The sequence below is a fragment of the Peptoniphilus mikwangii genome (assembly GCF_000468535.1).
Classification (GTDB): Bacteria; Bacillota; Clostridia; order Tissierellales; family Peptoniphilaceae; genus Anaerosphaera; species Anaerosphaera mikwangii.
Map to the genome: position 1 here is coordinate 376,507 of NZ_AUQY01000005.1, position 14,793 is coordinate 391,299.

12 protein-coding genes are annotated in these 14,793 nt (G+C 32.3%); 10 read left to right on the forward strand and 2 right to left on the reverse strand.

Annotated elements, in window-relative coordinates:
- The first annotated feature begins 74 nt into the window (after positions 1-74).
- Genes M915_RS06760 through wecB form a run of 4 tightly spaced genes read left to right on the forward strand, consistent with a single transcriptional unit; the run spans position 75 to position 3,913 of the window.
- Positions 75-1,124, forward strand: a complete 1,050-nt coding sequence (locus M915_RS06760) for an L-threonylcarbamoyladenylate synthase (RefSeq protein ID WP_009221696.1) — start codon at positions 75-77, stop codon at positions 1,122-1,124.
- 10 nt (positions 1,125-1,134) lie between these two features.
- Positions 1,135-1,764, forward strand: coding sequence for a uracil phosphoribosyltransferase (gene upp / locus M915_RS06765; protein ID WP_009221697.1), 630 nt, complete (start codon positions 1,135-1,137; stop codon positions 1,762-1,764).
- An 8-nt stretch (positions 1,765-1,772) separates the two neighbouring features.
- On the forward strand, positions 1,773-2,801 hold the full coding sequence (locus M915_RS06770) for a glycosyltransferase family 4 protein (RefSeq protein WP_009221698.1): 1,029 nt from the start codon (positions 1,773-1,775) through the stop codon (positions 2,799-2,801).
- A gap of 2 nt (positions 2,802-2,803) precedes the next feature.
- Entirely contained in the window at positions 2,804-3,913 is a 1,110-nt protein-coding gene (gene wecB / locus M915_RS06775; protein WP_009221699.1) for a non-hydrolyzing UDP-N-acetylglucosamine 2-epimerase, read from the forward strand.
- Between the two features lie 96 nt (positions 3,914-4,009).
- On the opposite strand, the gene M915_RS06780 is transcribed toward wecB, so the two are convergent.
- Complete coding sequence (locus M915_RS06780; protein ID WP_036730518.1) at positions 4,010-6,034, reverse strand: C69 family dipeptidase; 2,025 nt, start codon at positions 6,032-6,034, stop codon at positions 4,010-4,012.
- Between the two features lie 559 nt (positions 6,035-6,593).
- Here M915_RS06780 and M915_RS06785 point away from each other — a divergent pair.
- From M915_RS06785 to M915_RS06805, 5 genes are all read left to right on the forward strand, one after another.
- Positions 6,594-7,778 carry an acetyl-CoA C-acetyltransferase gene (locus M915_RS06785; protein WP_009221701.1) on the forward strand — a complete coding sequence of 395 codons (1,185 nt, stop codon included), beginning with the start codon at positions 6,594-6,596 and terminating at the stop codon, positions 7,776-7,778.
- 14 nt (positions 7,779-7,792) lie between these two features.
- Positions 7,793-8,572: an enoyl-CoA hydratase-related protein gene (locus M915_RS06790; protein WP_009221702.1), complete on the forward strand. Its 780-nt coding sequence runs from the start codon at positions 7,793-7,795 to the stop codon at positions 8,570-8,572.
- Positions 8,573-8,590: 18 nt separating this feature from the next.
- Positions 8,591-9,433: a 3-hydroxybutyryl-CoA dehydrogenase gene (locus M915_RS06795; RefSeq protein WP_009221703.1), complete on the forward strand. Its 843-nt coding sequence runs from the start codon at positions 8,591-8,593 to the stop codon at positions 9,431-9,433.
- Between the two features lie 126 nt (positions 9,434-9,559).
- Positions 9,560-10,774, forward strand: coding sequence for a dicarboxylate/amino acid:cation symporter (locus M915_RS06800; RefSeq protein WP_009221704.1), 1,215 nt, complete (start codon positions 9,560-9,562; stop codon positions 10,772-10,774).
- A gap of 335 nt (positions 10,775-11,109) precedes the next feature.
- Positions 11,110-12,375 (forward strand): L-cysteine desulfidase family protein, encoded by a 1,266-nt coding sequence (locus M915_RS06805; protein ID WP_009221705.1) that lies wholly within the window; start codon positions 11,110-11,112, stop codon positions 12,373-12,375.
- Between the two features lie 28 nt (positions 12,376-12,403).
- Here M915_RS06805 and M915_RS06810 read toward each other — a convergent pair whose 3' ends face one another.
- A complete protein-coding gene (locus M915_RS06810) occupies positions 12,404-13,018 on the reverse strand; it encodes a DUF47 domain-containing protein (protein ID WP_036730520.1) in 615 nt (204 codons plus the stop codon).
- Between the two features lie 137 nt (positions 13,019-13,155).
- Here M915_RS06810 and M915_RS06815 point away from each other — a divergent pair, with 137 nt between their 5' ends.
- Complete coding sequence (locus tag M915_RS06815; protein WP_009221707.1) at positions 13,156-14,754, forward strand: Na/Pi cotransporter family protein; 1,599 nt, start codon at positions 13,156-13,158, stop codon at positions 14,752-14,754.
- The last annotated feature ends 39 nt before the right edge of the window (positions 14,755-14,793 follow it).

The window sequence follows — 14,793 nt, forward strand, 5'->3', positions numbered from 1 at the left end:
TTATAAGGCTCTTATTTGTTGTACCGATACTGAAACACTGATATAATAATATAGATATGAAAGGTCTGATGTTTATGAAGACAAAAGTAATCAAAATTGATGCAGATAATATAAAAAGAGAAAATATTACGGAAATTACAAATGCTTTAAAAAATGGAAAACTTGTAGTTTTTCCTACAGAGACAGTCTACGGGCTTGGAGCCAATGGACTTGATGAAACAGCTTGTAAGAATATTTTTAATGCGAAGGGAAGACCGGGGGACAATCCGTTAATTCTTCACATAGCAGAAATTTCTCAGCTTGATGATTTGGTTGAGGATGTTTCTGAAAGTGCAAGAGATTTAATTGATATGTTTTGGCCGGGACCTCTTACTATGATTTTTAAAAAATCATCTAAGATTCCCGATGTTGTAAGTGCAGGGCTTGATACTGTTGCAGTGAGGATGCCGTCACATAAAATTGCAAGAGAAATTTTAAAAGATTGTATGATTCCAATTGCCGCACCTTCTGCCAACTTATCCGGTAAACCATCACCAACCAGTTTTAAGAGAGTTTTTGAAGATTTAGATAATAAGGTTGATATAATTGTTGATGGTGGACGTGCGGATGTTGGAATTGAGTCTACTGTTGTTGATATGACAGTAAATCCTCCTATGATTTTAAGACCGGGAAAAGTTACAACTGAAGATTTAAAGATTATAATTCCTGATATAAAAATTGATTCTGCGACTATTGATTCGAGTGATGGAAAAATTCCAAAATCGCCGGGTCAAAAATATAAGCATTATGCACCTCGTGCAGAGGCATATTGTTTTGTCGGTAATTTAGATAATGTTGTAAAAGAGATTAATAAGAGAATATCTGAAAATAAGAATTTAAAAATAGGTGTTCTTGCAACTGAAGAAACTAAGGATTATTATATTGGGGCTCATATTTTGATAAACTTGGGTTCAAGGGAAAATATGTCTGAAATTGCAAGCAACTTATTTGAAGCACTTAGAGAGTGTGATGATGAGAAAGTAGATTATATATATACCGAAGGTTTTGAGCTTAGAGGAATAGGAGTCGGGATTATGAATAGACTTTTAAAAGCTTGCGGCGGTAGAGTGATATTTGGTTTATAGGAGGAAATATATGGGAAATTTAATAGTTACAGATCATCCGTTAATTCAACACAAGCTTACTCTTCTTAGAAGAGTTGATACAAGTTCAAAAGATTTTAGAGAGCTTGTAAGGGAGATAGCTACTCTTATGGGATATGAAGTTACAAGAGATTTAGAGCTTTCAGATATTGAAATAGAAACTCCTCTTGAAAAATGCATAGGGAAAGAAATAAGCGGGAAAAAAATAAGTATAGTTCCAATTTTGAGAGCGGGAATAGGCATGGTAGATGGAGTTTTGTCCGTTGTTCCGGGAGCAAGAGTCGGACATATAGGTATGTACAGAGATCCGGATACATTAAAGCCTGTGACATATTATTGTAAACTACCTAAAGACGTTCCTAACAGGACTATTATTTTACTTGATCCAATGCTTGCAACAGGCGGATCACTTATAGCTGCAATAGATGAAGTTAAGGCTCAAGGAGCAACTACAGTAAAGACTCTTAATATTCTTGCCGCTCCTGAGGGAATTGAAGCTGTCAGAAAAGCACATCCGGATGTTGATATATATGTAGCAGGGATAGATAGATGCTTAAATGATCACGGTTATATACTTCCTGGACTTGGAGATGCAGGTGATAGGTTATTTGGTACAAAATAGGAGAATCTATGGGTAAATTAATTATGTCATTTTTATTTGCAATGATTATATCATTTGTGCTTACGCCATTAGTCATAAGATTAGCAAATAGATTTGGCTTTATTGATATTCCAAAAGATAGTAGAAGAGTGCATAAAAAACCTATGCCTCTTGCCGGCGGAGTAGCTATGTATGTAGCTACTGTTGTTTCAATATTGACGTTTGTAAAATGCACTAAGGAAATAATTGCTCTTATAGTCGGAGCTACAATAATAGTAATTTCAGGACTTATAGATGATAAAAAAGGGCTTAGTCCAAAAATGAAGATTGTATTTCAGCTTGCTGCGGCAATTACACTTGTGGCTGCAAATGTTAAAATTGAATTTTTTACAAATCCGTTTTCTTTTGGAGAAACAGTTATATTTTTAGAGATGTTATCTATTCCGATAACAATATTTTGGATAGTTGGCATAACAAATACAGTAAATTTAATAGATGGACTTGACGGACTTGCGGCAGGTGTTTCTATGATATGTTCAATTTCTTTGATGGCAATAGCATATAAATTTGGATATATTGAAATGTCTATTATAGCAAGTATAATTGCAGGATCATGCTTGGGCTTTTTACCCTTTAATTTTAATCCTGCAAAGATATTTATGGGAGATACAGGTGCTTTATTTTTAGGGTTTGTTCTCTCTTATATTTCTGTTGAAGGTATAATGAAATCAGCAGCGGCTCTTACAATTTTTGTGCCGGTTTTAATCCTTGGAGTACCGGTTTTTGATACGACATTTGCAATGATTAGAAGAAAACTGAGCGGAAAGAGTATAGTTCAAGCAGATAAGGGACATTTGCATCATAGATTACTTGCTCTTGGACTTAGTCAAAGACAAACTGTAATCGTGTTATATATAATATCATTAATTTTTGGTATTCTTGCAAATATAGTTGCAGATTTTAATTCAAAGATAGGTCTTATGATTTCAATTTTAATCGTTTTGGCAATAATATTAATTGCTACTTTAACGGGTATGTTTAAATCAAAGGAGGAGTAATCGTGAAGGTACTTTTGGTTTTCGGGACAAGACCTGAAGCTATAAAAATGGCTCCGATAGTCAAAGAACTTGAAAAGAGAAAGAATATAGATTCTGTAGTTGCCGTTACAGGGCAACATAGAGAAATGTTGGATCAGGTGTTAAAGATATTTAATATTGTACCGGATTATGATATGAATATATTTAAAGCAGGCCAAAGCCTAACAGAGATTACTGTTAATTCTATGCTTGGACTTGAAAAAATACTTGATAAAGAAAAACCTGACATATTACTTATACAGGGAGATACAACAACAGTTTTTGCAGGAGCGATGGCTGCATTTTATAAAAAAGTAAAAATTGGACATGTTGAGGCAGGTTTAAGATCAGGAAATTTATATTCGCCATATCCTGAAGAAGCAAATAGAAAACTTACAGGGGTAGTTACAAATTATCATTTTGCTCCGACAAATTCTAATAGAGAAAATCTTTTAAGAGAAGGGTATGATGATAAAAATATTTATATTACCGGAAATACTGTAATAGATGCGCTTAAATATGCTGTAAAAGATGATTATAGGTTTGAAGAGGATTTACTTAATAACATAGATTATAAAAATAAGAGAGTAGTACTTTTAACTTCACATAGAAGAGAAAATATAGGTAAACCTATGGAAAATATATTTAGTGCAGTAAGAGATGTTGTTCTCAGCGAAGATGATGTTGAAGTAATATTCCCTGTACATCTGAATCCGAAGGTTAGAGAAATAGCACATAAATATTTTGACGGCGTAGATAAGATTCATTTGATTGAACCGCTTGATTATCTTCCGTTTTCGAATTTGATGGGGAGAGTTCATCTTGTAATTACAGACTCCGGTGGAATTCAAGAAGAAGCACCTGCTCTTGGAAAGCCTGTTCTTGTTGTTAGAGAAGAAACGGAAAGAATGGAGGGTGTTATTGCAAATACGGCAAGGCTCGTTGGTACTGATTATGATAAAATCTACGATAGTTTTAAAGAGCTGTTAAATAATGATAATGTTTATAATGAAATGGCACACTCTGTAAATCCGTATGGTGACGGAACAGCTGCAAAGAAAATTATAGATATAATAGAGAATGAATTTAAATAAAATTTTAAGATTGTTGTAAAAATATAATTAATGCAATTTATTTTATAAAGTAAAAAGGCAAGTGTTAAATCACTTGCCTTTTTACTTTATAATCCATTATTTATTATTTGATAAGTTATAGATGATTTGTGCAACCTCAGCTCTTGTAAGAGGAGCTTTAGGTGCAAAATTATTGTTATCTTTTCCTTTTAATATTTTCATATTAGTAAGAAGTGCAACAGAGTCTTTTGCCCAATCGGAAATCATATTTTCATCAGCAAACTTAGTTTCTGATTTAACATCTTTTAATAAATCTGTATCAGTAGATAGATTTATATAATTAGCAAAAATTACTGCCATTTCTTCTCTTGTTAATTGTTCGTCAGGTTTTACAGTATTATCACTATATCCTTTGATTAATCCTTTTTCTACTGCCCAGTTCATATATTCTGTGTAGAATTTTCCTTTTTCAATGTCAGAAGCTTTAGGCTCTATATACTTACCATTTTCAACTTTTGCCATTCTACCTAAAATAGTTATAAATTCAGCTCTTGTAATTTTGTTATTAGGAGCAAAATGTAATTGATCTACACCGGTAATAAGTTGTTTAGATAAACCGCTAAGGATGGCTTCATTTGCCCAGTGCTCATCAATATCAACTTTAGAAACTTTAGATAATTCATTTTTTAATCCCATTTCAAGTTCAAATGCTTTATTTGAAAGTTCAGTAACTTTTTCTGTTGAGAATTTTGCAGCTTCTTCTTTATTGCTGTTATATTTTTCAATCCATTGTTTTTCAATTTCAGGAAGTTCTGTCATAATTTTATCTTCAAAAGCCAGAATTTTATCTCTTGTAGATTTTCCCAAAGCATCTCTGTTTGAAGTTACTAAATCATTAACTGCACTTGCAACCCAATAATAAGAACCTTCATCATATACACCGCTATCATTATTAAATTCTTTTGTAGAACTATTTATATCTGCAAAAACAGGAATAAAAGGTATGTTAAGCGGACTTCCCAATGTCATCCACATTAGTCCGGGAGCTTCTGCAGGATAATTGTCTTTTATTTGGAAAATATGAGCTTGCATAGTGTTAATACTTCCTATTGGACGTTTGTAAGTATTAGTTTTGTCGTTATTTCTGATTTTTCTATTATCGCATGGTTTGTATTGAGTTCCTTCAAATCTGTTTCTCATTAAATTTAAAACATCTTTAATATCAATTTTTTTGCTGTTTTCAGATAAAGAATTCAAAAGTTCAAATCTCTTAGCATCATAAGGAACCTTTGAGTTTGAGTCAAGTGCGTGAATTCCTGACCATACTCTTGAACGATTAACATCTCTTAGTTCTTTTGGACCATAAGATGCAGCCATATCCATTAAACCATCCTTAGTTTCTATATAAGTCTTTGCATCTTTGGCAATTTTAACAATATCTTTAGATGCTATAACATTTTCCTTATCATTTAAATTTACTCCGCCAAGCCAATAAGCATTAGGGAATACACTGAACTTATCAGAAGGATATTTTATTGCTACATATTGGTGTCCTGAATAAATTTCCATATACCATACTTCGTTTTTATCTCCGAAGACAACAATATCTCCCATAGATGCACCTTTTTCATCTATAGTTTTTGCAAGAAGTTCAATAGCTCCTCTTGCAGATTTTGCATGTGCTAATATAAATGTTGTCATAGAAGCTTCGTTTACACCATTTTCAATATAAGGATCTACAGCTTCAATTTCTTTTGAGTAATTGGCAGATACAGTACAGAATGCTCCTAATCCATATTCATTATATCCGGCAGCATCATATACACCTTGCTCCATATCAGCAGGTTTTTTAGTTGAGTCCGGAGTAGAAAAGAATTTTGCACTATCGGCAGGGTGTATGTATTCAAATCCATTATTTACATCAACAAGCTTATCGCCTTTTTTAAATTCTCCTCTTGGATGAACAACAAGTCGCATAGTTCTATTTCTTTCATAGTCTTCAGTTCTTCCGTAGATAAAACTGCCATCAGTAGTTAAATCTTTTCCAACTATTACACCTGTACAAGCGAAAACGTTTTGTGCCATACTAAAAACGAAAGAACAAGCGAGAGCAACGGCTAACATTTTTTTACTTTTTTTCATAATAATACCTCCTATTATTTGATTATAAATACTTAAAAGTGTAGTGTCAAATAATATTGAAATTAAAAGTCATTTTATTAGAAAATAATCAAACTGTATTTAATCAGTATTTATTTTTTATCGAAATGTTTTCCGAAAATTAGTAGGTAGATTGATAAGTTTGATTTTAGCAATAAAATTTTTAAAAATTATAATTTAAAAGAAAAAGTAGTTGATTTTAGATTAAATATTATATACTATATCAGTATAGTTAATTATATTTGTTAAAAAAAAGTCTATTCTTGAAAATTATCATGTATATAAGTATAATAATATATGGGATAGGTTTCACAATATGGAATTTTGTTTATAACTATAATAAAATTTTTAAAAATTTAAATATTAATGCAAAAAATATAACTTATGAGGGTAATAAAAAGAATAACTGTAAATTATACTCTCTTATATTACTGCATTAATTTATATAAATTTAATTTTATATTGTAAGATATTGTTTATAAATACAAAATATTTAAAGTTTAAGATTTGTTTAGGGTGTTACCCATAAAAAGGAGGAAATATGGAAAAAATCGTTATTGCTAGTGCTGCAAGAACACCGGTAGGTTCATTCGGAGGAGCATTAAAAGATGTAACAGCCGTTGAACTTGGAGTTATAGCTGCTAAAGAAGCTTTAAAAAGAGCTAATGTAAATCCAAGTGAAGTTGATGAAGTTATAATAGGAAATGTTCTTCAAGCCGGACTTGGACAAAATGTTGCAAGACAAGTTACTATCGGAGCAGGTATACCTGTTGAGGTTCCTGCAATGACAATAAATAAGGTTTGCGGATCAGGATTAAGAGCAGTTTCACTTGCAGCTCAAATTATTAAAGCAGGAGATGCGGAAGTTGTTCTAGCGGGTGGTTGTGAGTCTATGTCAAGAGCTCCTTATGTTTTAAATAAAGCAAGATGGGGTTCAAGAATGGGCGATGATACTCTTGTTGACGCTATGATTAAAGATGGACTTTGGGATGCATTTAATAACTATCACATGGGAATTACTGCAGAAAATGTAAGTGAAGAATTTGGAATAGATAGAAATATGCAAGATAAGATTGCTTGTGTATCTCAAAACAGAGCTTCTAAGGCAAGAGCTGAAGGAGTATTTAAGGATGAAATAGTTGCCGTTGAAATTAAAGACAGAAAAGGTAATGTAAAAGTAATAGATACTGATGAATTTATAAAAGACGGAGTAACAGAAGAAACTTTAGCAAAATTAAAGCCGGCTTTTAAAAGAGATGGCGGAACTGTAACTGCAGGTAATGCATCAGGAATTAATGATGGTGCAGCTATGCTTGTTGTGATGACAGAAAAAAAAGCTAAAGAGTTGGGAGTAAAGCCTCTTGCTACAATTCTTTCATATGCATCTGCAGGGGTAGATCCTAAAATTATGGGAACAGGACCTATACCTTCTTCCAGAAAGGCTTTAGAAAAAGCGGGACTTACTGTTTCGGATCTTGATTTAATTGAAGCTAATGAAGCATTTGCAGCACAGGCAGGTGCAGTAGCAAAAGAGCTTGGTCTTGATATGGATAAAGTTAATGTAAATGGAGGAGCTATTGCAATAGGTCACCCGATTGGTGCAAGTGGAGCAAGAATTCTTACAACATTATTATTTGAAATGAACAGAAGAGATGCAAAGAAAGGCTTAGCAACTTTATGTATAGGTGGAGGACAAGGTACGGCTCTTGTAGTTGAAAGGGATTAAAGGTCAGTATAAGAATGGACTATAAATTTTTAGATTGTAAAAAAGATGATGGGATATTTACTATTAAGATCTGTAAGGAAAAAACTTTAAATGCGCTTAATACAGAATTGATGGCGGAAATTGACAGTATTTTTACAGAGATTTTGGAAATGGATGATGTTGAAGTTGTAATAATTACCGGAAGTGGAAAAGCGTTTGTTGCAGGTGCGGACATATCTCATATGGCAAATATAGATACAAAAGAGGCATTTGCTTTTGCTAAAGCGGGCACTACCGCATTTGCAAAAATAGAGAGATTGAATAAACCTGTAATAGCTGCCATAAATGGATTCGCACTTGGCGGAGGCTGTGAACTTGCTCTTTCCTGTGATATTAGAATAGCATCTTTAAATGCAAAGCTTGGACTTCCCGAGGTTAGTCTTGGAATTATTCCGGGATTTGGAGGAACTCAAAGACTTCCACGTACAGTTGGAATTTCAAAAGCAAAAGAATTAATTTATACAGGAGAATTTATTTCAGCTGAAGAAGCACTTAAGATAGGGTTAATATCTCAAGTTGTAGAGCCGGAAGAGTTAATGGATAAGGCTTTAGAAATAGCTGCCAAGATAATAAAAAATTCAAAACTTGCAGTTAGATATGCTAAAGAGGCTATAAATACCGGACTTCAAGCAGATATTGCTACGGGAATGAATATTGAAAGTGCAAATTTTGCATTATGTTTTGCAACTGAAGATCAAAAAGAAGGGATGACTTCTTTCTTAAATAAGAAGGCACCTAAGTTTAGTGGTCAGTAGATATTGGAGGAATAAAAGATGAAAATTGCTGTAATAGGCTCAGGAATTATGGGTTCAGGTATAGCACAGGTACTTGCAGTTAAACATGAAGTTGTTGTAAGGGATATTGCGCCTGAAGCTTTAGAACGTGCTAAAGAAAGAATAAAAAGCGGATATGAAAAAAATGTTGCAAAAGGCAGAATGACTGAAGAAGAAATGACTCAGGCCTTAAAAAATCTGTCTACGTCAAATGATATTTCAGATATTAAAGATGCGGATCTTGTAATAGAGGCTGCAACAGAAAATCCTACAATAAAAAAAGCTATTTTTAAAGAACTTGATGAAGTATGTAAGGAATCTACAATTCTTGCATCAAATACATCTTCATTATCAATTACCGATATAGGAGCTTCAACAAAAAGACCGGAAAAAGTTATTGGAATGCACTTTTTCAATCCGGTTCCTGCAATGAAGCTTGTGGAAGTTATTTCAGGACATATCACAGATGAAAATGTTAAAAATACAATTATAGAACTTTCAAAAGAAATAGGAAAAACTCCTGTTGAAGTAGCAGAAGCACCGGGATTTGTAGTAAACAGAATTCTTATTCCTATGATAAATGAAGCTGTCGGTATTTATGCTGAGGGAATTGCAACTGTAGAAGATATTGACAGTGCAATGAAACTTGGAGCAAATCAACCTATGGGACCTCTTGAACTTGGAGATTTGGTAGGGCTTGATGTAGTGCTTGCAATAATGGATGTTCTTTATGAAGAATTTAAAGACCCTAAGTATAGAGCGCATACTCTTCTTAGAAAGATGGTTCGTGCAGGACTTTTAGGAAGAAAGTCAGGTAAAGGATTCTATAACTATTCTAAATAATATTTACTCTGTGATTATAAGTATAGTCACAGAGTTTTTTATAAAAATTGATTTATACGGATATTAAATTAGTGCGATATTAAATAAAAAGAGTTATAATGTAGTTATAAGGAAAGAGGTGTAAATATGAATAAAAAAAGTTTTTTTAATAGCTTGGTATTTAAGTTGGTGTTGGGAATTTTAATAGGTATGGGAATAGGTTCTATAGTAAGCGAATCTATAATAGCAATAATTCATTCTATAAAACAAATTTTAGGAGATTTGATCGGATATATAGTTCCTCTTATAATACTTGGTTTTATAACACCCGCTATAGTTTCATTAAAAGATAGTGCAGGTAAAATTTTGTCAACTACCTTGGTAATTTGTTATACATCTTCGGTAGGAGCGGCTATTATGAGTTTAATAGCAGGTAGAATAATAATCCCGAACCTGAATATTGCAAGTAATACTTCGGGAGTAAATTCAATTCCGGAATCTATATTTAAACTTTCAATAAGTCCGATTATGCCTGTAATGACAGCTCTTGTTACATCGGTTATACTTGGGCTTGCAGTTCTATGGACAAATTCAAAGTCTTGGGAAAATTTATTGCTTGAGTTTAATAAAATAGTTCTTGCAATAGTTGATAAAGTTGTAATAACAATATTGCCTATTTATATCGCAACAACATTTGCGGAACTTGCGTATGAAGGAGCAATAATACATGAATTACCGGTATTTTTAAAGGTTATATTAATTGTAATAGTGGGTCATTATATTTGGATGGCATTGCTTTATTCTTTGGCGGGAATTATATCTAAAACAAATCCGAAAGAAGTTTTTAAACATTATTCACCGGCATATATAACAGCACTTGGGACAATGTCATCAGCAGCAACACTTTCAGTTGCATTAAAATGTGCAAGGAAATCGAAAGTATTAGATCCGAAAATTCGTGACTTTGTAATTCCGCTTTGTGCCAATACACATTTATGCGGTTCTGTTCTTACAGAAGTATTTTTTGTAATGACAGTATCACAAGTTTTATATGGAAAATTACCGGATGTACAGACTATGATAGTATTTATTTTACTGCTTGGTATTTTTGCGATAGCTGCACCTGGAGTACCGGGTGGAACAGTAGTTGCATCGCTTGGATTAATAACATCTGTACTTTTATTTGACGATACAGGAACAGCACTTATGCTTTCTATTTTTGCATTGCAAGATAGTTTTGGAACAGCATGTAATGTAACAGGTGATGGAGCAATAGCTTTAATGGTAACAGGAATATTTAATAAAGTTCCCGGTAGAAACGGAAATCCGGAATATATACCATCAGTGGAAACTGAAAAATAAAAAATAGGTTTTTAGGCAAACTGACATAAAAATATCATAAGATGCAGTAAAATTAAGAGTTTTCTATGCAACCGAGAAGCAGAATAAAATAAATAATTTAATAGTAAATTTATAAAGGGATGATTCCATAAGGAGCATCCCTTTTCATATTTGTAGGAGACATAGATTTTCGGCAAGTCTATGTCATTTTTCATGTTATTGTTTATATTTTTACCTTGTTTCAATATTTTGTTAATTCAGAATCCCATTAAGAGTCTATTTTAAAATTAGGGTTCATTTTTTTGAAATTATATATTAGAATATATACACAGTAACAAAAATGATAGGAGAATTTAATGAATTATACAGAATTATTAAAGAGAGAACTAATACCTGCATTTGGATGTACAGAACCGATAGCCTTGGCGTATGCTTCTGCAAAGGCGGCAAGAGTTTTAAATAATGTGCCTGATAAAATTGAGGCTAATGTTTCGGGAAATATTATAAAAAATGCGAACTCAGTAAAGGTTCCCGGAACTGATGGAAGAAAAGGACTTGAAATTTCGATTGTATCCGGAGCGTTACTTGGAGATGCTGATAAAGAACTTGAAGTATTGGCGGGAATAGATAAATCTAAGTTAATAGAATGTGACAAGTTAATTGAAGATGGTATCTGTAAAATTAATTTAGAAGAAGGTATAGCAGGACTCTACATAGATATAAAAGTAAAAAAAGATGACGACTATGCAAGAGTTGTAATAGAGGGCGGACACACTAATATAACTTTAATTGAAAAAAATAGTGAAATTTTATTTAAAGGCAGTTCAGAAAGGACAATAGAAGAAGAAATAGAATTTGATTTTGATAAAATTTATGATTATTCAAAAAATGTAGATTATTCTGAAATTAAAAATATATTGGATATGCAGATAGATTATAATTATGATATAGCTAAAGAGGGATTAGATAATCAGTGGGGCTCAAATATTGGAAGCATTATACTTGATAATTATTCAAAAAACTATTCGGAAAGACTTGTTGCCTATGCAAGTGCAGGTTCTGATGCAAGAATGAGCGGATGCGAAAAACCTGTTGTAATAAATTCCGGTTCAGGAAATCAAGGGATAACGGTAGCTGTTCCTATAATTGTATATGCAAAGGAAAATAATGTTAGTGACGATAGCTTGTACAGAGCGCTTATATTTGCAAATCTTATTGGATTATATATGAAGCAGGGAATCGGAAAATTGTCTGCATATTGCGGAGTTGTTTCGGCAGCTGCTGCCTCTGTTTGTGGAGTAGGAATACTAAAAGGTGAAAAAAGAGAAGTTCTAAAAGAAACTTTATCAAATGCCTTAGCTGTAAATTCGGGACTTATCTGTGACGGAGCAAAGCCGTCATGTGCTATGAAAATAGCATCAAGTCTTAGAAATGCATTTTTGGCATATGATCAAGCAAAGAGTGAAAATTCATTTGAAGCCGGAGACGGAATTGTAAAAGCTGATTTGGACAGTACTATTAAAACGGTAGGACATATAGCAAGATATGGAATGAAGACAACAGATGAAGTTATATTAAATGAAATGTTGAATGATGAAACTTATATTGAAAATATAAAATAATAAAGCAAGGGTTATGCCCTTGCTTTATTTATATACTTTTAAAAAATGCTTTGCTTACAACTATACCCGTATGTTTGCACTTGTCGGTGCATTTTTCCATCTGGTGAATAATTTCTTCCCATTGCATTAATGCTATCGGATCATTTTCTTCTTTAAATAAATTTTTTGTGGTTTCAATATATATTTTATCGGCTTTATCTTCAAGGTATTCAAGCTTTTCAATGTATTCTTTTAAGCTTTTAAAATTCTTATGTGATTTAAGTTTTTTAAGCATTTCATTTATAACGGAAATACTTTCAGAAATAATTTCTATAAAATTTTTTACATCAGTTCGCATTTCCTTAATAGCAAAAGTGTAGAAACATTGAGTTAGAGTTTCGATAGAGTCTATGATTGAGTCGACAGCTTCTCCGATTGCGAATATATCTTCTTTTTTAAAAGGGAGCATATATTGGTTAATCAGATTTTTATTTAAATTATGAACAGTCGAATCTGCGCTGTGTTCTATCGAATGCATCTCCATCATTAAATATTTCATATCATTGTAATTAAACTCACTATAAATTCTATTTAGCATACTTGCAGCTTTTGATGCTTGATCACCAAGCTCAATCAGAAGGTCAAAGTAATTATTTTTTTTCATATTAATCACCTATAAATTAATTTAACACAAAAATATTTATAAGACAATTAAATTAATTTTAGAATGAACAAAAATTTTGTTGAAAAAATTTATTTATAAGTTATTATATTGAGTAGATATATATTTTGGAGGAAAAAATGTCGATAACTTATCTTTTTGGATTGCTGGGAGGACTTGCACTATTTTTATTCGGTATGGATTTGATGAGCAGTGCTCTTGAATTAGTTGCCGGAAATAAAATGAATACGGTAATTGAGAAATTAACGTCAAACCCAATTAAAGGAGTATTAGTTGGAGTGGTTGTAACTGCAATTATTCAGTCATCATCTGCTACAACAGTAATGGTAGTGGGATTTGTAAATGCAGGACTTATGACTATATATCAAGCTGCCGGAATTATAATGGGAGCTAATATAGGGACTACTATAACAGGTCAATTAGTAGCACTTAATATAACAAAATCTGCACCTATAATAGCGTTTATAGGTTTTTGTATGCTAAAGGGTTTTAAAAAAGACAAACCTAAATATTTTGGTCAGGTTTTGATTGGACTTGGATTTTTATTTATGGGAATGGAGTTTATGTCATCTTCAATGGCACCTCTTAGAGAAGAACCTGAATTTATAGCATTGATGACTAAGTTTCAAAATCCGTTTTTGGGAATACTTGCAGGTACAACAATTACCGCTGCAATTCAAGCTTCAGCAGCATCACTTGGTATTTTGCAGGCAATAGCCAATCAAGGTTTAATAAGTCTTACATCATCTATGTATATAGTTTGCGGATTTAACATAGGAACTTGTATAACATCTGTATTATCCGCTATAGGAACAAGTAAAAATGCACAGAGAACTGCTGCGGTTCATGTTTTATTCAATATGATAGGTACAATTATATTTGTTGCCTTATCTTTTGTAATTCCAATAGATAGATTTATAGAAAGCATTTCAAGAAATTTGCCTGCCGCACAAATTGCAAATATGCATACATTTTTTAATTTGATGACGACAATTTTATTGTTTCCGTTTTCTAAGTTGCTTGCAAAGCTTGCAATCAATCTTATAAGAGGAAAAGATCAAGAGGTTGAAGATTTATCTCTTAAATATATAAATGACAGAAAGTTTACTGATCCTATACTTGTATTTACAAATGTCAGGGCAGAAACAACAAGAATGTTTGAAATTGCAAAAGAAAATTTTAAATTATCAATGGAAATATTTTCTAAATATGATTCGGATAAATTTGACATAATTTTTAGAAATGAAGAAATTTTAAATTATTTGAATTCTCAAATTACAAAGTATATCATAGATATTATGGGAAATCCTATGGAAGATACGCTTGCTTCAAATTTCACCGGATATATGCGAATTGTAAGAGATATAGAGAGAATCGGAGACCATATTAAATCGATAGCGGATAACGCTAAGTTAAGTGTTGAAAGAGAACTTAAGTATAGTGAGGAATCTATTTCGGAAATTGACGCAATAGAAACTACTATTATGACAATGTTTAATACAATAGATGAAGATTTGGAAAAAGCTGAAAGAATTAACAGATTGCGTTTCTTTAATCAAAAAGTCGAAAATTATACAACGACATATAGAAATTATCATATGGAACGAATGAAAACAGGAGATTGTGATCCGGAAAGCGGTCTTATCTTTGAAAAAGTGTTAATCGCACTTGAAAGAATAAGTTCTTATTTATCAAATTCAGGAAAGCTTGCAGTATAATAGAAACCCTCTTAAATTTAAGAGGGCTTTTTTATGCAA

Coding starts and splice junctions, on each gene's coding strand:
- M915_RS06760 (WP_009221696.1), top strand. CDS start 75: ATGAAGACAAAAGTAATCAAAATTGATGCAGATAATATAAAAAGAGAA.
- upp (WP_009221697.1), top strand. CDS start 1,135: ATGGGAAATTTAATAGTTACAGATCATCCGTTAATTCAACACAAGCTT.
- M915_RS06770 (WP_009221698.1), top strand. CDS start 1,773: ATGGGTAAATTAATTATGTCATTTTTATTTGCAATGATTATATCATTT.
- M915_RS06780 (WP_036730518.1), bottom strand. CDS start 6,034: ATGAAAAAAAGTAAAAAAATGTTAGCCGTTGCTCTCGCTTGTTCTTTC.
- M915_RS06785 (WP_009221701.1), top strand. CDS start 6,594: ATGGAAAAAATCGTTATTGCTAGTGCTGCAAGAACACCGGTAGGTTCA.
- M915_RS06790 (WP_009221702.1), top strand. CDS start 7,793: ATGGACTATAAATTTTTAGATTGTAAAAAAGATGATGGGATATTTACT.
- M915_RS06795 (WP_009221703.1), top strand. CDS start 8,591: ATGAAAATTGCTGTAATAGGCTCAGGAATTATGGGTTCAGGTATAGCA.
- M915_RS06800 (WP_009221704.1), top strand. CDS start 9,560: ATGAATAAAAAAAGTTTTTTTAATAGCTTGGTATTTAAGTTGGTGTTG.
- M915_RS06805 (WP_009221705.1), top strand. CDS start 11,110: ATGAATTATACAGAATTATTAAAGAGAGAACTAATACCTGCATTTGGA.
- M915_RS06810 (WP_036730520.1), bottom strand. CDS start 13,018: ATGAAAAAAAATAATTACTTTGACCTTCTGATTGAGCTTGGTGATCAA.
- M915_RS06815 (WP_009221707.1), top strand. CDS start 13,156: ATGTCGATAACTTATCTTTTTGGATTGCTGGGAGGACTTGCACTATTT.